Below are 23714 nucleotides of genomic sequence, written 5' to 3'. Positions count from 1 at the left end.
ATACGAAAACGACAAGAGGCAGGAGAAAACGCCCATGGAAAGCATCCCCCAGATCCTCGACCGGATCGAAACGGTTTATGACGCGGCTGTCGAACGGCTGCGCGAAGATGTCATGGCCTTTGGCCGCGACCGCGCCCTTCCCGCGCCTGAGCGCCGGAACGACGGCTCATACGCCTATCCCGAACTGCGCCTGCGTTTTCGCGGCGGCGACCAACCCGAAGATCGCAACCGCGCGTTCGGGCGGCTGAATTCGGCGGGCCTGTACACCACCACCGTCACGCGGCCGGCGCTGTTCCGCGCCTATTTGCAGGAACAGCTCGAACTCATTTCGACCAATTACGAAATCGAGGTGGAAGTCGGCTCCTCGCGGCAGGAAATCCCGTTTCCCTACGTTCTCGACGGTGAAGCCGGTGCCGTGCTTGCGGGCGTGGACCCCAATTCGGTTGCGCGGTATTTTCCGTCCACCGAACTGGCCGATATCGGTGACGAGTTGGCCGACGGCATTATCCTGGGCGGCCCCGACGACGCCATTCCGCTGTCGCTGTTCGACGGACTGCGAACCGATTTCAGCCTCGCGCGGTTGGCGCACTATACCGGAACGGCGCCGGAACATTTCCAGCGGTTCATCCTGTTCACGAACTACCACCGCTATGTCGATGAGTTCGTGGATTGGGCAGGCTCGCAGCTCGGCGCGAACGGATATACGGCGCTGGCTGGCGCGGGCGGCCTGCTGCTGACCGAAAAGACCCAGAACGCGCGCGAACAGCTGTCCGACACCGCCTGGCGGCGGCACCAGATGCCGGCCTATCACCTTGTGGGACCCGATCGCGAGGGGATTACGCTCGTGAACATCGGGGTCGGCCCGTCGAACGCGAAGACGATCTGCGATCACCTTGCGGTGTTGCGACCCGAAGCGTGGCTGATGATCGGCCACTGCGGTGGTTTGCGCCCCAGCCAGAAGATCGGCGATTACGTGCTGGCGCATGCCTATTTGCGCGACGACCATGTGCTCGACCCCGTCCTTCCGCCGGAAATACCGCTTCCTGCCATCGCCGAAGTCCAGCAGGCGCTGGCTCAAGCTGCCGAGAACGTATCCGGCGAACACGGTGCGGATCTCAAGAAGCGGATGCGGACCGGGACGGTCGTCACCACCGACGATCGCAACTGGGAACTGCGCTTCACCCAGTCTGCCCGCCGCATGTCCCTCAGCCGGGCTGTCGGCGTGGACATGGAAAGCGCCACGATCGCTGGTCAGGGATACCGGTTCCGCGTCCCTTACGGCACGCTTCTATGCGTTTCGGACAAGCCGCTGCATGGGGAGATCAAGCTGCCCGGGCAGGCGAACAAGTTCTACGAGGAAGCCATTGCGGCCCACCTCGAGATCGGTGTGACGGCGTGTCGCCTGCTGCGTGACGAGGGGCCGAGGCTCCACAGTCGCAAACTGCGCGCTTTCAACGAACCGCCTTTCCGGTGATAAGCCTCCCCTGACAAACGGGGAGAGACAGATGACCGAAGCACCCAATCGCGCGCGTTCGATCGCGGGGCGGACCGCTATCGTAACCGGCGCGGCCAGCGGCATGGGGCGTGCGACCGCGCGGCTGTTTGCAGCCGAGGGGGCGAACGTGGCTGTCACCGACCTCGATCTTGCCGCCTGCCAGCAGGTTGCGCGCGAATGCGGTACCGGTGCCCGGCCCTACGCCCTCGACGTTGCCGATCCCGAGGCGATCAGGCGCGTGGTCGCCCAGGTCGCGGAGGATTTCGGGGGCATCGACATACTGGTGAACAACGCCGGCGTGTCGAGCTTCTGCCCGCTCGAAGACGACGGTTACGAAGATATCTGGCACCGCGCCGTCACCGTCATGCTGACCGCGCACCAGCGGATGGTGCGCGCCGCGCTGCCCTGGCTGCGCCAGAGCGACGCCGCCCGCATCGTCAATATCGCATCGACCGAAGGACTGGGCGCGACGCCGGGGGATACGCCCTATGTTGCGGCGAAAACTGGAGTGACCGGTCTGACACGCGGTCTCGCCGTCGATCTCGGCAAGGAGCAGATAACGGTCAATTGCATCTGCCCCGGACCGATCCGCACCGCGATGACCGACAAGGTGCCCGACGAACACAAGGCAATCTATGCCAACCGCAGAACCGCGCTGCGCCGCTATGGCGATCCGGAGGAAGTGGCGCACATGACGCTTTCGCTCGTCCTGCCCGCCGCCAGCTTCATCACGGGGACGGTCATTCCGGTCGATGGCGGCCTGATGGCCAGGAACGCGTGACCCTGGCTCGCAAACTTGCGCGGCAGGTCTGCGGCTGAACAATCGCTAAGCGAATTGGGACCGGACCCGCGCATCAGGCGGCGTTCCGGTTCCCCAATCGCAGGGCGCCTTAGCCCTTGCCCTTTGTCTTGGTCTTGCCGGCCTTTGCGTTGGCTTCGATGAATTCGATGATCTGGCCTGCGATATCCTTGCCGGTTGCGTTCTCGATGCCTTCAAGGCCCGGCGAACTGTTCACTTCCATGATCACCGGCCCGTGATTGCTTCGCAGCAGGTCGACCCCGCAGACATTCAGGCCCATCGCCTTGGCTGCGCGTACCGCAGTCGAGCGTTCCTCGGGCGTGATCTTGATCAGTTGCGCGCTGCCGCCGCGGTGCAGATTGCTGCGAAATTCGCCTTCCGCGCCCTGACGTTTCATCGCGGCGACGACCTTGCCGCCCACGACCAGGCAACGAATGTCCGAACCGCCCGCTTCCTTGATGAATTCCTGCACCATGATGTTCACGTTCGCCCCGCGGAACGCCTCGATGATCGACGCCCCGCCCTTCAACGTTTCGGCCAGGACGACACCGATGCCCTGCGTTCCCTCGAGCAGCTTGATGACCACTGGCGGGCCATTTACCGCCTTGATGATCGCTTCCGCCTGCTTGGGATCGTTGGCGTAGGCGGTGAGCGGCAGGCCGAGGCCGTATTTCGCCATGATCTGGGTGGATCGCAGCTTGTCCCGGCTACGCCCGATCGCAACGCTTTCGTTCAGCGGCCAGGTGCCGCCCATTTCAAACTGGCGCAGCACGGCGAGGCCATAATTGGTGATCGATGCGCCGATACGCGGAATAACCGCGTCGAACTTGCCCAGCGTTTCGCCATTGTACATCACGGTCGGGCGATGGCTGGCGATATTCACCGTGCAGCGGGTGGTGTTGAGAATGGTGAAGTCGTGTCCGCGCGTTTCGGCCGCAGCCTTCAGTCGCTGGTGCGAATAGAGGTTCGGGTTGCGCGCAAGCATGGCAATTTTCATTTTTCGGTACCTTTGTGCAATCCGAGATTGTCGCTCTGGAGCCATGAATGGCCCGAATCGACAACGAAACGCCGCCTTAGCGACGAACGGCCGATAAGCATCGGGAATTTCATATCGCGCCGGTCAGCCAGGCTGATTTCCGCACGAAATTCGACATCGCCAATCCTCAGCGGCGTCTTGATGATGAGGCGTTTCTGCGTCCTGCCGTTGGAACTGGTTATGCCGCGCAGGTCCACATGCACCGCTTCGCAAACATGGTGCGCATCGTCCGGTCCGAAATCGACTTCGAAACGGACCATCGCCAGGCCGTCGCGTTCGAACCGCTCTATGACGGTGCCGTGCAGCGATGACGTGCGGGCACCGGTGTCGATCTTGGCCGGCAGATCATGCAGGCCCAGTTCCGGCAAATGCACACGCTCGCGCCAGCCGACCACTGGAAGTGCCTTGGTTCGGGCCTTCATCCTTGTCCCCCTGAATTCGGTTTCCCCTGGGCCGGCCACCGGTGGCGGGAACGCCGCCACCGGCTTGTCTATCGCCAAACCAGATTACCTTTGGCGGTCGGTCGGGCTCACCACCCGGCCGGCTTGCCCTTGTTCTGTTCGTCCAGCCATTTCATAAGCGGGGCGAAGTAGTCCAGCATCGGTTTCGCGCTCATCTCCTGGGTTCCCGTGAAGGCTTCGAGCGCGACGGGCCAGGGCTTGCTGGCCCCCATTTCGAGCATGGCACCCAGGTTCTTGCCGACTTCTTCGTTGCCATAGAACGAACAGCGATGAAGCGGGCCCTTCCAGCCGGCCTGGTCGCACGCAGCCTTGTAGAACTGGAACTGCAGGATGCGCGCAAGGAAGTAGCGCGTGTACGGCGTGTTGCCGGGAATGTGATACTTCGCGCCTGCATCGAATGCGTCGGCCGGGCGATCAACTGGCGGCGTGATACCCTGGTACTCACGCTTCAGCTCCACCCATGCCGAATTGTACTGTCCCGGCGTCACACTGCCGTCGAATACACCCCAGCGCCATTTGTCGACCAAGAGGCCGAAGGGCAGGAAGGCCACCTTGTCCATCGCCTGGCGCAGGAGAAGGCCGATATCCTTGTCCGCACTGGGAACTTCCGACTTGTCCAGCATCCCGATCTGCACGAGGTATTCTGGCGTGATCGACAGGGCCACGGCATCGCCAATCGCTTCGTGGAACCCGTCGTTCGCACCGTTTAGGTGCAGATACGTCTGATCCTTGTAGGCGCGCTGGTAATAGTTGTGGCCGAGTTCGTGGTGGATGGTGATGAAGTCATCCGCGTTCGGCTTGATGCACATCTTGATGCGGATATCGTCCTTGTTGTCGATATCCCACGCGCTGGCATGGCAAACCACTTCGCGGTCCGCCGGCTTCACGAACATCGAACGCGTCCAGAACGTGTCCGGGAGCGGTTCGAAACCGAGCGAGCTGAAGAACTGCTCGCCGACCTTGACCATGTCCTTTTCGTCATAGCCCTTCTCGGCGATCAGATCGGTCAGATCATACCCGATGTCCCCCGCACCTTCAGGCGCGACGAGCGGGTAGATATTGCCCCATTCCTGCGCCCACATGTTGCCGAGGAGATCGGCGCGGATCGGGCCTGCCGCCGGCTGCACCTCGTCACCGTATTTCTCGTTCAGCTTGCTGCGCACATAGGTGTGGAGCGCAACGTACAGCGGCTTGGTTTCCTGCCACAGCCGTTCGGTCATGGCCGTGAAATCATCGGGGTCCATGTCGTAACCCGAACGCCACATCGCGCCCACGTCGCTGAAGCCCAGTTCCTTTGCACCGTCGTTCGCGATGGCGACCATTTGGGCGTAATCGCCCTTCATCGGAGCCCCGACGTTGTCGTGCCAGCTTTCCCACATTTCGGCGAGTTCGGCAGGCGTGCGTTCGGGATTGCCCATTTCGGCTTCGATGTCGGAGCCGTTGATGACTTCGCCGTTCAGCGTGCCCTTGCCCTTGCCGTACATCGAATTGAGCCGGGTCGCGATTTCGTTAAGTTCGGTGGCCGCGCCAGCGGTTGTGGGTGCCGGCAGGACAATCCCGTTGCGCAGGATATCGAGCTTGCGCTTCACCACCGGATCGAGCCCGGCAACTTCGGCATATTTCGCCGCTTCGAGAGCGTAGCGTACGCTTTTTTCGGTCCCTTCAGCACCGGACATTGCGGCCAGCGCATCGGTATCTTCGGTGATATAGGTCGAATTGATCCAGTAAACCTGGCTGGCCTGGACCGAATAATTGAACAGGTCCTGCTCAACCGCCGCTACCCAGTCGGCCGCACCTTGCGGCGTCATCGGATAGGGGGCTGCAGTCTCGGTCGATGCAGCCTGATGGTGATCGGCGAGTGCAGGCGAGGCAAGCGATACGGCAAGCGCGGAAAGCGCGACGGATGCGAATTTCATGGATATCCTCTCGTGCGGAGTTTGCGACTGGTTACACGTGGTACCGGATTGCACCTGCAGCCTTGCTTAATCAAGTTCGCGAGGGCGATTTCCTGCCGATCAGCAACGCAAGGGCGATCGCAAGTGTCGCTGCGATCCACGCCGCGACCTTTATCGGGCGCACCTTCGCCGCAACACCGGCCAAGGTATCGTCACCCGAAAATCGAACAAGTTGAACGATCTGGCTGATCGTCTCGGCGTAATCTGTGACGAGGAAGGTGATCCCTGCGATCAATGCCGTCGTTCCCAACAAGCGCACCCGGCGGTCATGGTGCTGGCGCAACCAGATGCCGCCCATCACGCAGCCAGCCCCGTAGACGCCGATGAACAGCAGATCCCCCGCCATGGCGATGGCCGCATGATCGATCAGGCCTGCGGAAGACCACGCTGCCTGGATTCGGTTGACCTCGGCTGCGGTGCCCGCTGCCTGGTGGTCCATGATCCCGTTGGGAACCGCCGTCAGAACCAGAGGCATGCTGATCGCGATGACGACGGCGAACAGCACGAGGCCGCCGATCCACGCCCACAGGAACGCACGCTGCAAAGTCACGGGGCATCTCCAAGCCAATCGGCGATCGCTTTGCCCAGATCGGGCTTGGTCACGCTGCTCATGTGCGTGCCGGGAACCTCGATGAAGGTCGCGTCGGGCAGCAAGGAGGCAAGTTCTTCCGCCGACCCGTTGTCGCGATCCTCGTCGCCGCAAACCACCAACGTCGGCATTGTGACATTCGCAAGCATACCCAGATCGAGGTCGGGCATGGTATCGAGAAGCTGGCGCGCGGCCACCCGGTCGACCCCTTGCGATTTCAGGAATTGCATCGAGAAGTAGGCCGGATCGCCGTGCGGGATGGAATCGAATTCATCGATAACGCGGCGGAAATACGCAGCCCGCTTTGCCCATTCCCCAAGCCCGGCCGTGCCCATCCCGCCGACAATCAGCCGCGCCGGTTCCAGCACTCGGTGCGCCGCCGCATGGAGGGACGTTCGCGCCCCAAGCGAAAACCCGCCGAGGTCGTAATCTTCCAGACCGAAATGTTCGACCAGGGCCGCCACATCGCGAACCAGGACGTTCTTCGGGTAGGCAGCAGGATCGTGCGGTGCCGCGCTTTGCCCGTGGACGCGAAAATCGAGCATGAGCACTTCATACCCCCTCGCGGCGATCGCCTCGTGGTGGCCCCATTTGATCCAGTTCATCTCCGCGCTGGAAAACAGCCCGTGCAGCAACACGAAGGGCCGCCCTCGGCCGTGGCGGTGCACGGCAAGTTCGGTGCCATCGAACGAAGAAAAGCGAACCGTATCGACCATTTCTATGCGATCCCCACCAGGCTGATCCATTCTTCGTTGGTGCGCGGCTGTTCGTCCATCGTCCTCGCATCTTCGGGAAGAAGGATCCAGGGCTGCTTGCTCCTGACCCAGACATGTGCGGCGGGCACGAAGGATGCGCTGGTATCGAGCGTTCCGCACCGCAGGCTCGCCATGCCTTCACGGCTGTTGTTTACGGCGTAGATCCGGGCCTTGCACCGGGCGCAGCCGAAGATGCGCGAATGGGCGCCGCTGGGCTGGTCATATTCGCCTGCGTCGAGCGCGCCGGATATCTCGAGATCGCTGAGCGTGAACAGCATGTGTTCGCTGAAGGCGGTGCCCGTCCTGCTCTGGCAATCGGTGCAATGGCAGGCATACGGGTTGAGGCGGAAGCCGTCGCGCAATGTGTAGCGCACCTCCCCGCACAGGCACCGCCCCGTCAGTTCGCCTTTCATCGCTTCTCCAGCCCTTTCTGTTCCATCCGCCAGCGAACCATTTCGATGCGGTCTTGCCCAAAGAACGGTTCGCCCTCGAAAACCAGCGTCGGCACACCCCAATGGCCGGCAGCCTCCAGCGCGTCCTGATTTGCTGCTATTTCCGTATCGAGCGCCTCGCCCTGCGCGGCAACCTCCGCCTCGATTTCCTCAGGGTCGAGACCGGACTTTGCAAGGGCGTTGGCAAGATGGTCGCCCTCGTTCCAGTTTTCCTGTCCGCCCCAGATCATCTGTCCAGCTTCGTGGGCGAAAACCAGCCCCTTGTCTCGGCGTGCGGCCGCCTGCCCCATCCGCGTGATCCGGCGGATATGGGGCTGGTCTTCTGCGATCGTGCGGGTCGCCACGTTCTGAACGATGGGATCGGGCCGCGGCGCGCCAAAGGGAATGCCGTGGAACTGCGCCACGCGGAACATGTCGCGGAAGGTGTATCCCAGCCAGTTGGGGTGGTTGCGCTCGAAAAAGTCGGGCTGACGGATAGCGAGCGGATAAACCGGACGCAGCGCGATGGTGAGATCGTATTCCTCGGTCATCGCGCGATACCGTCCGACCGACAGATAACTGTAGGGCGAACGGAAGCTGAAATAGAGTTCGGCGGCCAGTGTCATGCGGTTCTCCCTCGGGTGTTCGTATTGCCGCGTCAGCCCTTGCTTGCAATAGTAAGTGCACTTATTATATGCGTCGACATGAAAACGAACATCGGCTATCTTCTCTCCGACAGCGGGCGTCTGTTGCGCCGCACATTCGACGAACGGGTGCGAAGCCTGGGGCTTACCGCTGTCCAGGCGCGGTTGCTGCTGAGCCTGGAGAAATTCCCGGACAACAACCAGGCGTTCTACGCCGAACGGATCGAGGTCGAGCCGATCACCCTCACCCGCATCGTCGACCGGCTGGAGGAGGCGGGATGGATCGAACGGTTGGCTGACCCTGGCGACCGCCGGGCGCGCCTGTTGCACCTGACCGACAAGAGCCGTGAGATCGTGGAGCCGCTGCGGACAATCGTCGACGGGCTGGTTGCCGACCTGTCGGAAGGCCTGTCCGCAGACGAACAGCGTGTTCTTGCCAACCTGCTCGAACGGGTTTCCGCCAACCTGTCCGCCGAACGTGAATTAAAAGAGGTCGCCAATGGCTGAAGCCGATCCGCACATCGCCGTCGAAGCCGTGCCAACGGTTGACGAGCCTGTCGATGCGACAAGGCAGCGCAACTGGAAGCGTCTGGCACTGATGGTCAGTGTACCGCTTGCCATGCTGGTTGCGGGCGGGTTTTACTGGCTTTCGCTGCAAGGCCAGGTCAGCACCGACAACGCCTATGTCCAGCAGGACAAGGTATCCGTCAGCGCGCTGGTTGGTGGCGAAATCGTCGACGTGTTCGTGGGCGAAGGGGAAAGCGTAAAGGCTGGCGATCTGCTGTTCCGTATAGATCCCGAACCCTACCGCCTTCAGATCGCGCAAGCCGACGCTGCCATTGCATCGGCGCAGGCGAACGTGACCGCGCTGGCGAATTCGGCCGATCTTTCGGGCGCGGACCTTTCCGCTGCCCGCGAAGACATCGCATTTGCCGAATCCAATTTCCGCCGCAAGGACGAGCTGTACAAGCGCGGTTTCCTGACCCGGGCCGAGCACGATGCCGCCCAGCACGCGGTGAATCAGGCGCGTGAAGGTTTGCGGCAGGCCGAGGCCCGCCAGCAGGCGGCACGCGCAAAGCTCGCCACCGGTGCAGCGGTACCGGGCGAAAATCCGCAGGTCGCCACCGCCATGGCGCAACGCGCCATGGCCCAGCTGTCGCTCAGCCGCGCAGAGGTACGGGCCCCCACGGCAGGACGCATCGCGCAGGCGGACCGCCTGCAACGCGGCCAGCAGGTCGTACAGGGGCTGCCTGTGCTGACCGTGGTGGCCGACGGAAGCAGCTTCGTCGAAGCCAACTTCAAGGAAACCGACCTCAACGAAATGCGTGTGGGCCAGCGGGCCGAAGTTCACTTCGACGCCTATCCGGACCTTGTCCTGAAGGGTCACGTCGCCACGATTGGCGCAGGCACCGGTAGCGAATTTTCGGTCATCCCCGCGCAGAACGCCACCGGCAACTGGGTCAAGGTTACACAGCGTGTGCCGGTGCGGATCGCGATTGACGAAAAGAGCCCGCGCCCCCTGATTGCCGGCATCTCCGCCGACGTGACCGTATTCACCAAAAACCCCCGGCGCTGATCGCGTGGCAAGCCGTGCCGCACAGCCCGGCGCCGCAAAGGCGCCCGACGACACGCTCGATGTAGCGCAGCTTCCTGTCGCCAATCCGGGCATTCTGGTGATCGGGATCATGGCGGCATCGCTGCTGCAGGTGCTCGACACCACGATCGCCAATGTGGCCATCCCGCATATGCGGACCGCGTTGGGCGGAACCACGGAAACGATCACCTGGGTCCTGACGAGCTATATCATCGCGAGCGCGGTCGCCCTGCCGATTACCGGCTGGCTGGCCGACCGTGTTGGCGCGCGCCAATTGTTCATCGGCTCCGTCGCGGGCTTCATCCTGTCATCGATGCTGTGCGGAATGGCGCAGAACCTGACGGAAATGGTGGTGTTCCGCGCCATTCAGGGGGTGACAGGTGCCTTCATCGCGCCGCTCAGCCAGGCCTTCATGCTGGATACCAACAAGCCCAGCAAACACGCGCAAATGATGGCTCTGTGGGGCATGGGCATCATGATCGGACCGATCCTGGGTCCGGTTCTTGGCGGGTGGCTGACCGAACAGGCAAACTGGCGCTGGGTGTTCTACGTCAATCTGCCCGTGGGGATACTCAGCCTGGCGATCCTCATCACGCAGTTACCCCATCGCGAAATTGTCCGGCGCCGGTTCGATCTGGCTGGATTCGCCTTGCTCGGCATCGCTCTGGCGAGCTTCCAGATGCTGCTCGACCGGGGTCAGACTCTCGACTGGTTCGACAGCATGGAAATCTGGCTTTGGACCTTCCTGTTTGTCTCGGCGAGCTGGATGGCGGTGATCCATCTGGCCACCGCCCGCGACGGATTGTTCGACCGCGACCTGTTTACCGACCGCAACTTCGCCATCGCTATGGGGTTCATGCTGGCCATCGGCGTGGTGATGTTCGCAACGATGGCGTTGCTGCCGCCGATGCTCCAGCAGCTCATGGGCTACGACGTGATCGACACCGGACTGGTGTTGATGCCCCGCGGCATCGGCGTGCTGATTTCCATGCAGATTGCCGGAATGCTGATGCGGCGCGGGGTCGATGCACGACCTGTGGTGGCAACCGGCTTCATCATATGCGCGATTTCCTTGTGGGAAATGTCCCAGTGGTCGCTCGGCGTCGATCGGTTTCATATCGTGTCATCCGGCCTCGTGCAGGGGCTCGGGATGGGGCTGGTCTTCATTCCGCTGAACGTCAGCGCCTTTGCCACCCTGCCCCCGCGCCTGCGGACCGACGGATCGAGCCTGTTGAACCTGTTCCGGTCGCTTGGCGCGTCGGCGGGTATTTCGCTGACCACCGTCATGCTGGCGCGCAATATCCAGACCAGCCACGCGGACATCGCGTCGAACATCACCGGCGCATCGCTGGCGAACTCGGTCGATGTGAGCACGATAGACCGGTATCAGAACCTGGGCGAAGCCGCGCTGCGGATGATCGATGCGGAGGTCAATCGCCAGGCGGCGATGATCGCCTATGTCGACGATTTCCGGATGATGATGTGGATGACCCTGGCCGCTGTTCCGCTGGCCTTTATCATGCGCCGCACCAATGCCGGGCCACGACCCCTGCCGCCGCCCGGCGAATGATCAGCGAAAGAAGCAGCTCAAGCCGGCCTGAAGGCCCGTGATCGTCCCGCTTTCGTCAACAAATCCGGTGATCGTCCCGTAATCGGCGGTGGTGTACGAAAATTCGCCCTCCAGCGTCGTGTTCTGGGCCTGCACCTGACGTTCCCTCTTCAGTGTGTCGAGGGGGATGCCCGCGCGTATTCCATCGGAGGTTACGACGCCCTCCCCTTCGCGCAGGAACCAGCCGGCAAACCTGCCGTCCAGAAAGGCGATCTGGAGCGGACCATATTCGCTGAAATCCATCGGTCCGGCACCGCATTCCTCATTACGCGATTGCCCGCCGGGCTGGCCGAATGCCTGCGCGGCGACCGCATCGACGTCGTCGCGTGTGCTGCCGAACCGCAATGGTTCGCTGCCCTTTGCGCCAAGGCCGTTTGCATCGACCACGATCCTTGCACCGGCAACCCGCTCGACCAGCGGGTTTGTGGTGGGCCTGGTCGTGTCTTCGGACGGTGCCGGTGCCGCTTCACGCTCGCCGCAGGCGGCGAGGACGAACGGCAGGGCGATGAGCAGAGTTTTGCGGATCATCCCTTCTTAAGGCACTCGCGCCCAAGGAGTTCCGCGATCTGCACCGCATTGAGCGCCGCGCCCTTTCGCAGATTGTCGGAAACGCACCACAGGATGAGGCCGTTTTCGACCGTCGGATCCTCGCGCACGCGGCTGACATAGGTCGCGCTGTCGCCAGCGGCCTCTACCGGCGTGATGTAGCCGCCGTCCTCGCGCTTATCGATCAGCATGATGCCGGGCGCTTCGCGAAGAATGTCCATCGCCGCTTCGGCCGACAGTTCGTTTTCGAACTCGATATGCACCGCTTCCGAATGGCCCACGAAAACGGGCACGCGCACGCAAGTGGCGGTCAACTTGATCTTGGGGTCGAGGATTTTCTTCGTTTCGACCACCATCTTCCATTCTTCCTTGGTCGAACCATCGTCCAGGAACACGTCGATGTGCGGAATCACGTTGAAGGCGATCTGCTTGGTGAATTTCACCGGGACACTGGGGTCGCCGACGAAGATATTGCGGCTTTGTTCGAAAAGCTCGTCCATGCCGGCCTTACCCGCGCCGGAAACCGACTGGTAGGTCGAGACCACGACGCGTTTGATCGTGGCCGCATCGTGCAGCGGCTTGAGCGCCACGACCAGCTGCGCTGTCGAACAGTTGGGGTTCGCGATGATGTTCCGCTTGGAATAATCATGGATCGCCTCGGGGTTCACTTCCGGCACGATCAGCGGAATGTCGGGGTCCATGCGGTAAAGCGAACTGTTGTCGATCACGACACAGCCCGCCGCAGCCGCTTTCGGCGCATATTCCTTCGCAGGCCCGCTACCGGCAGCAAACAGGGCGATGTCCCAGCCGGACCAGTCGAAATGTTCGATGTTCTTGCACTTGAGCATCTTGCCCGTGTCGCCGAATTCGACTTCGCTGCCGTGTGAACGGCTGGAAGCGACGGCCGCCACCTCGTCGCACGGAAAACCGCGCTCGGACAGCACCATCATTATTTCGCGCCCGACATTTCCGGTCGCGCCGACAACGGCAACACGATAGCCCAATTCATTACTCCATCGATACGATGCCGCCGAGATAGCGTTTGCCAGCGCTTTCGCAATGGCAGTGCGGCTTGGGAATACGAAAGCGTTACTCCGGCGGCGTGATTCCGTGGCTCTGCAGGAAGCGGAACACCGTGTTGTAGCGGTGCGGGCTGATCTGTTCGCCCGTCACGCGGTGCGTGTATCCCGGATACAGCATCATTTCGAACGGCACGTTGGCACCCTGCATTTCGGCAATGACGGCGGTTGCATTCTCGAACACCACATTGTCGTCCGCCATGCCGTGAAGGATCAGCAGCGGGTCGGTGATCTTGGTTGCGTCGGGTACGACCGATGCGGTTGCATAGGCTTCAGCGTCGGCCTGCGGCGTGCCCATGTAACGCTCGGTATAGTGGGTATCGTAAAGCTCCCATTTCGTGACAGGGGCACCGCTGATGCCTGCCGCGTAAAGGCCCGGGTCCGCCTGGAGCTGCTTCAAGGTCATGTACCCGCCATAGGACCAGCCATCGATGGCGATCTTGTCCGGATCGACGAACGGCAGGGACTTGAGATACTGCGCACCGGCTTTCTGGTCGCGCACTTCGACACCGCCCATCGCACGGTGGATCGGCTGTTCGAAAGCAACCCCGCGGTGCGCGCTGCCGCGATTGTCCAGCGCGAACCAGATATAACCCTTGTCGACGATCGCCTGTCGCAGGGCCCCGTTCCAGCCCTTGTTCACCACCTGCGGACCCGGCCCGCCATAGTGGTAGAAGAACACGGGATAGCGTTTGCCCGCCTCCATCTGCGGGGTCACCATTTCCCAGTACAGCGGCGTGCCGTCCTCTGCATCAATCGTGCCGTAACGCGTGGGACGGTGGCTGGCCACGAACGGCGCGTAGGGATGGTTCGCGTCAAGGGCGTTCTGTTCGATCCAGGCCGCGCGATTGCCATCGCTGTCGGCCAGGTAGCTTTGCGGCGGGCTGTCGTCGTTCGATCGGGTCACCAGCAGCGAGGTGCCCTTCTTGTCCATCGTTGCCGTGTTGGCGAAGGCCCGGTCGGTGAGCAGGGCAACCGATGCGGGATCGGACAGATCGACAGAATATACCTGCGTGGCGAGGACATCGTCCTTCGTCCCTTCGAAGAAGACACGTCCAGTTTCCTGATTCACGCCAACCAGCTTGGTGACCACCCAGTTTCCGTGCGTCACCTGCCTCCACTTGCCATTGGCCAGGTGGTACAGATGGCCAAAGCCGTCCCGTTCGGACCACCACACCAGCGATCCGTCTTCGAGCCACCTGTAATTGTCCGACAGGTTTATCCAGTAATCGGCAACGGCGGCGCGTTCGGTGAACAGTATTTCGCTGCTGCCGGTTGCCGGATCGACCTTGAGCACATCGAGCACGGTCTGAAGCCGGTTCTGGCGCTGGACGTACAGCGAACGTCCGTCCGGCGCCCAATCCACGCGGGCAAGGTAGATGTCGATTTCAGGCCCAAGGTCCACCTTCACCCTGTTCCCGCCGTCCGGGTCCATCAGGTAAAGTTCCACCACGGCGTTCACGCTGCCGGCAACGGGATAACGCTGGTCATACACCCTCGTGCCGGTCGCGCCGATCGCCGCCCGCGTCACGACCCCGACCATGCTTTCGTCGAACCGTTCGACCGCGATACGGCTTTCGTCGGGTGCCCACCAGTAGCCGGTGAGCCGGGCCATTTCCTCCTGGGCTACGAATTCTGCTTCGCCCCAACGGATATCGCCCCCTTCCTGCGGGGTAACCGGCGCGGCGTCGCCCAGCACTTTGCCGGTCCAAAGCTGCCGATCGCGCACGAAGGAAAGATATGTTCCGCGCGGGCTCAACGCAGGGTTCAGCTCGGTTTCCTCGGTATCGGTCACCTGTTGCACCTCGCCTTCAAGCCCGGCGAGGTACAGATCCCCATCGAGCGGAACCAGAACCGCCTTGCCGTTGGACGTCCATTCGTAATCGATAATGCCCTTGAGCCCGCCCACGCGTGCCCGTTCGCGCTGCATCTTCTCGTCTTCGGACAATTCGCGGCCCGAACCCAGCTTCTCGCTGTCGACTAGCATGCTCCATTGCCCCGTTTGGCGGTCGAAGGCCCACAGATCGTAGCGTTCACGATCGGTGTCGCGATTGCGCAGAAGTGTCAGATAACGGCCATCGGGTGACAGCTTGGCCTTGCGCGGTGCAGGCCCGTCGAGCGAGGGCGAGGCAAAGACGCGTTCGAAAGTCAGCTCCATGGGCGCGATTTCCTGGTTTGCGGGCGCATCCTGCGCGGCAAGCGGGGTTGTCAGGCAGGTGCCCAGAACGAGGGCGGCGGCAAGCGTGATCGGACGCAAGCATTCTCTCCAGTTATGTGCGGTGTGGAATGGCGAGCGGCCCTGCGGCTGGCAAGTGGCAACACCAGGCAATCTGCGGTGCGGGGCCAATCATGCCTAATTTGGGTTTAAGCGCGATTGTTGAAATCCTCCTAACGCCTGTGGGCCAGTAAGGCGAAGACGCCACGGGGCAATTCCGGCTCACAAATCCCGTGGCGGCACATCGAAGGGATCCATTTCCGGTTTCCCGAGATACCCACGCGAAAAGGGCGGCCCCCTCATCGGGAGCCGCCCTTTGTTTTTCCGGTAGAACCGTAAGTGGCTTACGCCTTGGGGGCGTTCTCGCGGCGCTCGGCGATACGAGCGCGCTTGCCGGTACGGCCACGCAGATAATACAGCTTCGCGCGACGCACGATACCGCGACGCACCACGGTGATGCTGTCGACGATCGGCGAATAAAGCGGGAAAACGCGTTCCACGCCTTCGCCGAAGCTCATCTTGCGAACGGTGAAGTTGCTGCCCATGCCACGGTTGGAGCGGGCAATGACCACACCTTCGAAATTCTGGACGCGCTCACGGGTGCCTTCGACAACCTTCACGCCGACGCGCACGGTATCACCGGCGCGGAATTCGGGAATGTCTTTCCCGAGGTTCTCGATAGCTTCCGCTTCGAGCTGCTGAATCAGGTTCATGCCTGTTCTTCCTAGTCTTTTCGCCGCGCGCCAGAGGCAGGTCGGTCCCGATCGTCACAATGACGATCCCAAAGGTCCGGCCTGCGTAACCGTGTGTCATCTTCGCTGCGTTGCTTGCGCCACGCCGCGATTTTCGCATGATCCCCCGATCGCAGCACTTCAGGGATCGTGCGCCCTTCCCATTCCTGAGGTCGGGTAAACTGCGGATACTCGAGCAAGCCGTCCTCGAACGACTCTTCGGTCCCGCTAGAAGGCGCGCCCATTACTCCGGGGAGCAGGCGAATGCAAGCGTCGAGTATGGCCAGCGCGGCCGGTTCTCCGCCCGACAGGACGATATCGGCAAGGCTCACTTCCTCGACCTGCGGAAAGGCGTCGAAAATGCGTTCGTCGAACCCTTCGAAACGGCCGCACAGGATCGTCACTCCGGGGCCAGCCGATATCTGCCGGATACGCTCCTGCGTTATCGGCCTGCCGCGCGGGGTCATCGCCAGCACGGGTGCCCTGGGCTGCATGGTAATGGCATGGTCCAGCGCCGCGCCGATCACGTCGGCTTTCAACACCATGCCTGCCCCGCCGCCTGCGGGTGTGTCATCGACAGTGCGGTGCTTGTCCGTCGCAAAATCGCGAATTTGCACGGTGTCGATCGACCATCGCTGCTCTTCCAGCGCCCGCCCGGCGAGCGACAGGCGCAGCGGACCGGGGAACATTTCCGGGTAAAGGGTGAGGACGGTTGCGGCAAAAGTCATGGCGCCTGCACCTTGTAAAATACCCGGCGTCCGGCGGTACAGCGCGGCGTTCGCGCGATGGCTGCCGGATGGGCGCGCTGCTGGACGGGGGGCTGCATCATGCAACGCGCCTACCCTCTCGGGCACCGCATTGCCATCCCGTGCGTTCACCATCCCATGAACGACACTATCGACGATTGCATCATCATCGGCGCGGGACCGGCGGGACTGACCGCCGCGATCTATCTCGCGCGCTACCATCTCGATATCCGGCTGTTCGATTGCGGAACCAGCCGGGCCAGCTGGATACCCACCAGCCATAACCACGCCGGTTTTCCCGATGGCATCAACGGCGAGGAATTGCTCGACCGCATGCGCGAACAGGCGGCGAAATACGGGGCGCTGCGTGAACCCAAGCGGGTTACCGATCTGAAAAAGGATGCCGGTTGCTTCGTGGTAACCTGCGACGATGAAACCTTTCGTGCCCGGACCGTCCTGCTGGCAACGGGCGTGGTCAACAACAGGCCCGACGGCATCGACGAAGCGTTGCACGACGAAGCACTGAAACGCGGCCTGATCCGCTATTGCCCCGTTTGCGACGGATACGAAGTGACCGACAAGAAGGTCGCCGTGATCGGCACGGGCGAGCACGGCACCGCCGAAGCCCAGTTCATTCGCACCTTCACCGCGGACATCACCCTGATTGCGCCCGATGGGGATCACGACCTGCCTGAGCAATGCTCTGCCGCGCTCGACAAGGCCGGTATCGCGAAGGTGGCCGGGCCTTGCGAGGAATATGCTCTCGAAAACGGGCGGATCGCCCTCGACACTGGCGAAGGGCGGATGGTCTTCGATTCGATCTACCCCGCCCTCGGCTCGCTCGTTCGGTCGGGACTGGCGGTATCATGCGGCGCCAAGGTGGGCGACGGCGACTGCATTCTGGTCGACGACCACCTCGAAACATCGATCCCCGGCCTTTTTGCGGCAGGCGATGTGGTCATCGGGCTGGATCAGATCAGCCATGCGATGGGGCAGGCGGGCGTGGCGTCGACCACGATCCGAAACCGGATTGCCGGACAGAAACCCCTGCGCCGGTAGCGTGGCCTCCCGCCACCCGGACCAGGGCGGACGCGTGAGATGCCGATCGGTCAGGCTTGGCTCATACACGGAGCCTGGGCGAGACAATCGTGATGGGTGAACGGGGCAGCCGGCGGTGGTGTAACGCCGGCGCTGCTACCTGTCCCAGAACGCTTCGGCTATTACCATGCGCGCCTTATCCCATTCGGGAACGGCGTTATCGGTCAGCGGCACCATGAATTTCTTGCCGTCGGGCTTTTCGATCTCGACGATGTCGGTCGCGCCGAAATTTTCGACAGCGCAGATGTGCCCCACCGGATCGCCCGCATCGGTGACCACCGGCAGCCCCAGCAGGTCGGAGAAATAGAATTCCCCTTCCTCCAGTTCCGCCAATTCCTCGCGCGGAACGGTAAGGGCGGTGCCCCGCAGCGCTTCGGCCGAGGTGCGATCTGACACCTCGGCAAAGCGCGCGATGGCACCGCCCTTGTTATCGCTGCGAATCTTTTCGAGGGTCAGCGCTCCCTCGTTGAAGGTCTTGTGGGCCTTCAAGGCATCAAGTCCGTCGCCCAGCAACTTGAGCCGGACTTCGCCCGCCACGCCATGCGCACCGGTGACGGCCGCGAGCGTGAGGGGCGTGTCGGACATGGGAGGGATCAGCCCTCGGCCTTGTCTTCGGTGGCTTCTTCAGCCGGTGCTTCTTCAGCCGGTGCTTCTTCAGCAGCGGCTTCTTCAGCGGGCGCTTCTTCGGCGGCCGGTTCTTCAGCCGGTGCTTCGGCAGCAGCCTTGGCTTCTTCCTCGGCAGCCTTCTTGGCTTCTTCGGCTTCGGCTACCTTGGCGGCCTTTTCTTCAGCGCGTTCCTTGGCGGCTTCGCCCGGTTCGGCCTTCTTCGGGTTGTTCTTCGCTGCACGCTCGAGAATGCCTGCGGCATCGAGGAAGCGGTGCACACGGTCCGAAGGGGTGGCGCCAACCGAAAGCCAGTGACGGGCACGGTCTTCGTCAAGCTTCACGCGGCCTTCGTCGCCCTTGGGCAGCATCGGGTTGTAGATGCCGATCTGCTCGAGATACTTGCCGTCGCGCGGGCTGCGCGAGTCCGAAACGACGATGCGGTAGTAAGGACGCTTCTTCGCGCCACCACGGGAAAGACGGATTGCAACTGCCATTTTAAATTACCTTTCGAATGTAGATATCTGAATTTATTTCTTTTTAAGAAGATCTTGAAGGTCGGGCGGAAGCGTCGAAGGATCGACACCGGGGCTCTTGCCGCCGGGACCGCCCAGGCCAGGGATACCGCCAGCGCCCGCGCCGCCAAGGCCAGGCATCGCTGCACCCAGCCCGCCTTTGCCAAACATCGCGCCGAGCCCTTTCAGGCCACCCATTTTGCGAATCTGCTTCATTGCACGGGACATTTCCTGATGCATCTTGAGCAGCTTGTTCACGTCCTGCACCTGCATCCCCGCCCCGGCGGCCACGCGCTTCTTGCGCTTGGCGTTCATCAGTTCGGGGCGCTTGCGTTCCTTGGCCGTCATCGAACCGATGATCGCGTCCATGTGGACCAGAACCTTGTCGTCCATGCCGCTCTGCGCCATCGCGGCCTTGGCCTTCTTCATGCCGGGCATCATGCCAGCAAGCATTCCCAGGCCGCCCATCTGCTGCATCTGACGCAATTGCATCCGCAGATCGTCGAGGTCGAACTGACCCTTGGCCATCTTGCGCGCCAGCGCTTCGGCCTCGTCCTGCTTGATTGTCGCGGCGGCTTTTTCGACCAGCGACACGACATCGCCCATGCCAAGGATACGGCCTGCAACCCGCTTGGGATCGAACGCCTCGATCGCGTCGAGCTTTTCGCCGACACCGGCGAACTTGATCGGCTTGCCCGTGACGTACCGCATCGACAGGGCCGCACCGCCGCGCGCATCGCCGTCCATGCGGGTCAGCACCACACCGGTCAGCGGCACTTCGCCGGTAAAGCTTTGCGCGACGTTGACGGCGTCCTGGCCGGTCAGGCTGTCGACCACCAGCAGCACTTCGGTCGGCGTGGAAACGCCGGCGATAGCCTTCATCTCCGCCATCAGCGCTTCGTCGACATGCAGGCGGCCTGCGGTATCGAGCAAAAGAACGTCGGCCGCCTGAAGCTTTGCGCTTTCCATCGCACGCCGGGCGATATCGACCGGCTGCTGGCCCGGAACGATCGGCAAGGTTGCGACTTCGACCTGTTCGCCCAGAATCTTGAGCTGTTCCTGCGCGGCCGGGCGGTTGACGTCCAGCGACGCCATCAGCGCCTTCTTGCCGTGCTTTTCGCGGATCAGCTTGCCGAGCTTGGCCGTGGTCGTGGTCTTACCCGAACCCTGCAGGCCGACCATCATGATGACGACTGGCGGCTTCGCGTTGAAATTCAGGCTCTGCGGGTTTTCGGCGGTTTCTTCGCCGCCAAGCATTTCGACCAGTTCGTCGTTGACGATCTTGACGACCTGCTGGCCCGGCGTGACCGACTTGAGGACTTCCGAACCGATTGCCTTTTCGGTCACGGCATCGATGAAGCGGCGCACGACGGGCAGCGCCACATCGGCTTCGAGCAAGGCGATGCGGACTTCACGCATCGCTTCGCGCACGTCGTTTTCCGACAGCGCGCCACGCCCCTTCAGGCGGTCGAATACAGTACCGAGCCGGTCGGACAGACTGTCGAACATCGCTGGCTCAAACTCCTTCTCGGACCACGACGGCCCGATAAACACGAAAAACGCCGGCGGACGAATACTCGTCGGCCAGCGTGGGGATATCCCCCTGAAAACCCGAATTAAATCCCGGGTGTGATGGAATCGAGCCGCAGCCGTCGCCACGGCCCGATACCATCAAATCCGGCGAAATGGTGGAGCCTAGCGGGATCGAACCGCTGACCTCTACAATGCCATTGTAGCGCTCTCCCAGCTGAGCTAAGGCCCCGAGCCATTTCTTCGCAACGCGTCCTGGGAGGCGCGTCACCCTTGCGGGAAGCGCCCTTTATAAAGGGGCCTCCCGCAATGCAACAGCAAAATCAAGAATCGTCGTTATCGTCGTCGCCCTTGCTCTTGGTTTCGACGCCGAGATCGTCGTCGCCGCCGAGGTCGACCTCGTTGTCGGGCGAATCTTCGTCATCGTCGACGGCCAGATCTTCCAGATCGTCATCGCCGCCCAGATCGCTGTCGGCCTCTTCGTCCTTCTTCTTCTTTTCTTCCTCGAAGGGAATCGGCTGCTTGGACTTGAGGACGGGCTCAGGCGTCCATTCCTCACCGCATTCGATGCAGGTGACGGGATCTTCCTTGTTAAGATCGTAAAAGCGGGTGCCGCATTTCGCGCAGGTCCGCTTCGTGCCCCATTCCGGTTTGACCATGTGTAATCCTTGAAGTGTCGGCCTTCCCGAAAATCCGGGCCAGGCAGTGAATTCGTATTGTTCTTGATGGGATCCCGGGAGGCCGGAATCAACTGCGCGCGCGCCTTGCCAGAACGCATTGCCACTGTCAAAGCGCCAGCCCTTACACCCGCCGCCGCAATTGCTGGATATCGCTTGACCGCCCACCGTTTCGCCCCGTCCCCGCCGCTGACAGGCCGCATCCGCGTGCCCGGCGACAAATCGATCAGCCACCGTTCGCTGATGTTCGGTGCCCTGGCCGTCGGCCGCAGCCGCATTTCCGGATTGCTCGAGGGTGAAGACGTGCTCGCCACAGCCGCCGCCCTGCGTGCCATGGGAGCGACAATCGAACGCGACGGCGAAGACTGGGTGGTGGACGGTGTCGGCGTCGGAAGCCTGCTCCAACCGGCACAGGCGCTCGACATGGGCAATTCCGGAACATCGACCCGCCTCTTGATGGGCCTTGTGGCCGCCCACGGGATAAGCGCGGCCTTCACCGGTGACGCCAGCCTTTCGAAGCGCCCGATGGGGCGGGTGATCGACCCGCTCAGCCTCATGGGGGCAAGCTTCACGCCGTCGCCGGGTGGCACCCTGCCCCTGATGATGGAAGGGATGCAGCCCGCCGTCCCCATCACCTTTCGCCTGCCGGTCGCCAGCGCACAGGTTAAGAGCGCAGTGCTGCTCGCCGGCCTCAACACACCCGGCATCACGACCGTGATCGAGCCCGTTCCCACGCGCGACCACACCGAGCGCATGTTGCGCGGTTTCGGCGTGACCGTAGACGTCGAGGACCATGGGGGCGAAAGAGTCATCCGCGTGCATGGCCCGGCCGATCTGACGCCGTGCGATATCGTCGTTCCGGGCGATCCGTCTTCCGCTGCCTTTTTCGCTGTTGCCGCCAGCGTGGTGCCGGGAAGCGATCTGGTGATCGAGAACGTTGGGCTCAACCCGACCCGCGACGGGATTTTCCGCGTGCTGGATCAAATGGGCGCCAGCATCGAAAAGCTCGACGAACGCCTCGTCGGCGGAGAGCCGGTGGCCGATCTGCGCGTGCGCCACGCGCAGTTGAAGGGAATCGAGGTCGACCCGGCAATCGTGCCGAGCATGGTCGACGAATTCCCGGTCCTCTTTGTTGCCGCCGCTTTGGCCGAAGGCCGGACCGTAACCAGCGGGCTCGATGAACTAAGGGTCAAGGAAAGCGACCGCCTCTCCGCGATGGCGGCCGCCCTGATTGCCGCCGGCGTCACGCTTGAAGAGCGTGAGGACGGCCTCGTGATCGAAGGCAGCGGCGCAAAGCCGATACGGGGCACGGCGAACAACCGGACCCAAACCCACCTCGACCACCGCATCGCCATGAGCATGGCCGTTGCCGGGCTTGCCAGCCGTGACGGCGTCGAGGTCGACAGCATCGACCCCATTGCAACCAGCTTTCCAAACTTCATGGCTCTGCTGGCGGAGGCGGGCGCGTGATCGATTTAGACATCTACACGCTTGTCGGTTTCGTCGGCATGGCCTGCATCATCGCCGCCTATGCCTATCTGACGTGGGAAGACGATCCCAACCCGTTCATTCTACACGGCACCAACCTGGCCGGCGCGGCGTTCCTGACCGTGTCCCTGGTGGTCCACACAAACTGGCCCAGCCTCGTTCTCGAAGGTTTCTGGGCAGCGATTGCTGTCTGGGGGTTGGCCAAAGCGGTGCGGAGCCGCAAGACCAAGGCATGATCCGCCGCGCTTTTCCTGTCTTCGCATTCCTGATGGCGGCCGCGCTGTTCGCCTTCATGATCGAAAACGGGGCCCTGCCCGACCTCGCCAACACGCTTCGCGCCACCGTGTTCGCGGCGATCGCCGCCCCGCTGATGCGTCTCTACTGGGATAAACGAAAAGAGCAGCGAGACAGGGTGATCGCCCGCGCGCGTATCAGGAACGGTGCACGATGATCATCGCAGTCGATGGGCCAACCGCATCGGGGAAAGGGACGATTGCCAAGGCGCTTGCCGCACATTTCGGCCTGCCTCACCTCGACACCGGCCTGCTGTATCGTGCGGTGGGCCGCCAGGTTTTCCTGTCCGACGGTGATCCCGACAAGCCCGAGGATGCACTTGCGGCAACGTCGTTTCCGGACGCGCTGCTGGATGATCCGCACCTTCGGGACGAAGAAACCGGCGGATTGGCAAGCCGGGTGTCCGTCCATCCCGCTGTGCGCCAGGCGCTTTACGAGCGGCAGCGTTCCTTCGCCATGCAGGAGGGCGGTGCCGTTCTCGACGGGCGGGATATCGGCACTGTCATAGCGCCCGAAGCGGCGGCAAAGCTGTTCGTTACCGCCAGCGTGGAGGCGCGCGCGCAGCGCCGTTTCCTAGAAATGCGCGAACGCGGCGTTCACGTGACCTTGCTGGAGATCCAGGACGACCTGCGCCGCCGCGACGCGCGCGACCGCAGCCGCGCGGTCGCCCCGCTTGTCCCCGCATCCGATGCCATGGTGATCGATACCAGCGCGCTGGACAGGGAAGAAGCGATTGCCGCCGCTATCGACGCCGTAAAGTCCCGACTGGAGTAAAATCGGACAATCAAGGCTTGCCTCCGAATCTCCGATAGCATACCGCGTTA

General features: G+C 62.5%; 25 protein-coding genes, 1 tRNA gene and 1 pseudogene. 10 read left to right on the top strand and 17 right to left on the bottom strand.

The window, feature by feature from the left end:
* Positions 1–19: 19 nt before the first annotated feature.
* Together VR863_RS04205 and VR863_RS04200 are read left to right on the top strand one after the other, a co-directional pair.
* Positions 20–1474: pseudogene (locus tag VR863_RS04205) on the top strand (AMP nucleosidase); the annotation flags it as partial.
* A 31-nt stretch (positions 1475–1505) separates the two neighbouring features.
* Complete coding sequence (locus tag VR863_RS04200) at positions 1506–2276, top strand: SDR family NAD(P)-dependent oxidoreductase (protein ID WP_324827174.1); 771 nt, start codon at positions 1506–1508, stop codon at positions 2274–2276.
* Positions 2277–2385: 109 nt separating this feature from the next.
* Here the strand turns inward: VR863_RS04200 and rimK are convergent, their stop codons facing one another.
* From rimK to VR863_RS04165, 7 genes are all read right to left on the bottom strand, one after another.
* Positions 2386–3291 carry a 30S ribosomal protein S6--L-glutamate ligase gene (rimK, locus tag VR863_RS04195; RefSeq protein ID WP_324827173.1) on the bottom strand — a complete coding sequence of 302 codons (906 nt, stop codon included), beginning with the start codon at positions 3289–3291 and terminating at the stop codon, positions 2386–2388.
* The gene (locus VR863_RS04190; protein WP_324827172.1) at positions 3288–3752 is read right to left on the bottom strand and encodes an ATP-dependent zinc protease family protein; all 465 of its coding nucleotides are present in this window, start codon (positions 3750–3752) and stop codon (positions 3288–3290) included. The genes rimK and VR863_RS04190 overlap by 4 nt, the downstream gene beginning before the upstream one ends.
* 107 nt (positions 3753–3859) lie before the next feature.
* Positions 3860–5707, bottom strand: coding sequence for a M2 family metallopeptidase (locus VR863_RS04185; protein ID WP_324827171.1), 1848 nt, complete (start codon positions 5705–5707; stop codon positions 3860–3862).
* A 70-nt stretch (positions 5708–5777) separates the two neighbouring features.
* Positions 5778–6296 carry a hypothetical protein gene (locus VR863_RS04180; protein WP_324827170.1) on the bottom strand — a complete coding sequence of 173 codons (519 nt, stop codon included), beginning with the start codon at positions 6294–6296 and terminating at the stop codon, positions 5778–5780.
* The gene (locus VR863_RS04175; protein ID WP_324827169.1) at positions 6293–7051 is read right to left on the bottom strand and encodes an alpha/beta fold hydrolase; all 759 of its coding nucleotides are present in this window, start codon (positions 7049–7051) and stop codon (positions 6293–6295) included. Before VR863_RS04175 ends, VR863_RS04180 begins: the two co-directional genes overlap by 4 nt.
* Positions 7052–7053: 2 nt before the next feature.
* Positions 7054–7503 carry a GFA family protein gene (locus VR863_RS04170; protein ID WP_324827168.1) on the bottom strand — a complete coding sequence of 150 codons (450 nt, stop codon included), beginning with the start codon at positions 7501–7503 and terminating at the stop codon, positions 7054–7056.
* Entirely contained in the window at positions 7500–8147 is a 648-nt protein-coding gene (locus VR863_RS04165; protein WP_324827167.1) for a 2-hydroxychromene-2-carboxylate isomerase, read from the bottom strand. The genes VR863_RS04170 and VR863_RS04165 overlap by 4 nt, the downstream gene beginning before the upstream one ends.
* Positions 8148–8225: 78 nt before the next feature.
* Between VR863_RS04165 and VR863_RS04160 the strand changes: the two genes are divergently transcribed.
* Genes VR863_RS04160 through VR863_RS04150 form a run of 3 tightly spaced genes read left to right on the top strand, consistent with a single transcriptional unit; the run spans position 8226 to position 11329 of the window.
* Complete coding sequence (locus VR863_RS04160) at positions 8226–8672, top strand: MarR family winged helix-turn-helix transcriptional regulator (RefSeq protein ID WP_324827166.1); 447 nt, start codon at positions 8226–8228, stop codon at positions 8670–8672.
* Positions 8665–9741 carry an HlyD family secretion protein gene (locus VR863_RS04155; RefSeq protein WP_324827165.1) on the top strand — a complete coding sequence of 359 codons (1077 nt, stop codon included), beginning with the start codon at positions 8665–8667 and terminating at the stop codon, positions 9739–9741. Before VR863_RS04160 ends, VR863_RS04155 begins: the two co-directional genes overlap by 8 nt.
* A 4-nt stretch (positions 9742–9745) precedes the next feature.
* Complete coding sequence (locus VR863_RS04150) at positions 9746–11329, top strand: DHA2 family efflux MFS transporter permease subunit (protein WP_324827164.1); 1584 nt, start codon at positions 9746–9748, stop codon at positions 11327–11329.
* Here the strand turns inward: VR863_RS04150 and VR863_RS04145 are convergent, their stop codons facing one another.
* From VR863_RS04145 to trmD, 5 genes are all read right to left on the bottom strand, one after another.
* On the bottom strand, positions 11330–11896 hold the full coding sequence (locus VR863_RS04145) for a hypothetical protein (protein WP_324827163.1): 567 nt from the start codon (positions 11894–11896) through the stop codon (positions 11330–11332).
* Positions 11893–12918 carry an aspartate-semialdehyde dehydrogenase gene (locus VR863_RS04140; RefSeq protein WP_324827162.1) on the bottom strand — a complete coding sequence of 342 codons (1026 nt, stop codon included), beginning with the start codon at positions 12916–12918 and terminating at the stop codon, positions 11893–11895. The genes VR863_RS04145 and VR863_RS04140 overlap by 4 nt, the downstream gene beginning before the upstream one ends.
* Before the next feature lie 85 nt (positions 12919–13003).
* Positions 13004–15250, bottom strand: a complete 2247-nt coding sequence (locus tag VR863_RS04135; RefSeq protein ID WP_324827161.1) for a S9 family peptidase — start codon at positions 15248–15250, stop codon at positions 13004–13006.
* 302 nt (positions 15251–15552) lie between these two features.
* Complete coding sequence (gene rplS, locus VR863_RS04130) at positions 15553–15921, bottom strand: 50S ribosomal protein L19 (protein WP_278322528.1); 369 nt, start codon at positions 15919–15921, stop codon at positions 15553–15555.
* Positions 15922–15932: 11 nt separating this feature from the next.
* Positions 15933–16667, bottom strand: a complete 735-nt coding sequence (gene trmD / locus VR863_RS04125) for a tRNA (guanosine(37)-N1)-methyltransferase TrmD (RefSeq protein WP_324827160.1) — start codon at positions 16665–16667, stop codon at positions 15933–15935.
* Positions 16668–16823: 156 nt separating this feature from the next.
* Between trmD and VR863_RS04120 the strand changes: the two genes are divergently transcribed.
* Complete coding sequence (locus VR863_RS04120) at positions 16824–17744, top strand: NAD(P)/FAD-dependent oxidoreductase (RefSeq protein ID WP_324827159.1); 921 nt, start codon at positions 16824–16826, stop codon at positions 17742–17744.
* Between the two features lie 135 nt (positions 17745–17879).
* On the opposite strand, the gene rimM is transcribed toward VR863_RS04120, so the two are convergent.
* The 5 genes from rimM to VR863_RS04095 form a co-directional block, all read right to left on the bottom strand.
* Positions 17880–18368 (bottom strand): ribosome maturation factor RimM, encoded by a 489-nt coding sequence (gene rimM, locus VR863_RS04115; RefSeq protein WP_324827158.1) that lies wholly within the window; start codon positions 18366–18368, stop codon positions 17880–17882.
* Between the two features lie 8 nt (positions 18369–18376).
* Entirely contained in the window at positions 18377–18883 is a 507-nt protein-coding gene (gene rpsP / locus VR863_RS04110) for a 30S ribosomal protein S16 (protein WP_324827157.1), read from the bottom strand.
* Between the two features lie 33 nt (positions 18884–18916).
* Positions 18917–20410, bottom strand: coding sequence for a signal recognition particle protein (gene ffh, locus VR863_RS04105; RefSeq protein WP_324827156.1), 1494 nt, complete (start codon positions 20408–20410; stop codon positions 18917–18919).
* A 177-nt stretch (positions 20411–20587) separates the two neighbouring features.
* Positions 20588–20663, bottom strand: a tRNA-Ala gene (locus VR863_RS04100).
* Between the two features lie 91 nt (positions 20664–20754).
* Positions 20755–21090 carry a TIGR02300 family protein gene (locus VR863_RS04095; RefSeq protein ID WP_324827155.1) on the bottom strand — a complete coding sequence of 112 codons (336 nt, stop codon included), beginning with the start codon at positions 21088–21090 and terminating at the stop codon, positions 20755–20757.
* Between the two features lie 174 nt (positions 21091–21264).
* Here VR863_RS04095 and aroA point away from each other — a divergent pair, with 174 nt between their 5' ends.
* The 4 genes from aroA to VR863_RS04075 are packed head-to-tail and all read left to right on the top strand — an operon-like array spanning position 21265 to position 23664.
* Positions 21265–22578: a 3-phosphoshikimate 1-carboxyvinyltransferase gene (gene aroA, locus VR863_RS04090; protein WP_324827154.1), complete on the top strand. Its 1314-nt coding sequence runs from the start codon at positions 21265–21267 to the stop codon at positions 22576–22578.
* Positions 22575–22832, top strand: coding sequence for a CBU_0592 family membrane protein (locus VR863_RS04085; protein ID WP_324827153.1), 258 nt, complete (start codon positions 22575–22577; stop codon positions 22830–22832). Before aroA ends, VR863_RS04085 begins: the two co-directional genes overlap by 4 nt.
* Complete coding sequence (locus VR863_RS04080) at positions 22829–23047, top strand: hypothetical protein (protein ID WP_324827152.1); 219 nt, start codon at positions 22829–22831, stop codon at positions 23045–23047. The genes VR863_RS04085 and VR863_RS04080 overlap by 4 nt, the downstream gene beginning before the upstream one ends.
* The gene (locus VR863_RS04075) at positions 23044–23664 is read left to right on the top strand and encodes a (d)CMP kinase (RefSeq protein WP_324827151.1); all 621 of its coding nucleotides are present in this window, start codon (positions 23044–23046) and stop codon (positions 23662–23664) included. The genes VR863_RS04080 and VR863_RS04075 overlap by 4 nt, the downstream gene beginning before the upstream one ends.
* The last annotated feature ends 50 nt before the right edge of the window (positions 23665–23714 follow it).

Origin of the sequence: Qipengyuania zhejiangensis, assembly GCF_035607565.1 — a bacterium.
In the GTDB taxonomy this organism is placed as follows: domain Bacteria; phylum Pseudomonadota; class Alphaproteobacteria; order Sphingomonadales; family Sphingomonadaceae; genus Qipengyuania; species Qipengyuania zhejiangensis.
Note: the sequence above shows the minus strand (reverse complement) of the source record. Positions and strands in the feature narration are given on the sequence as shown.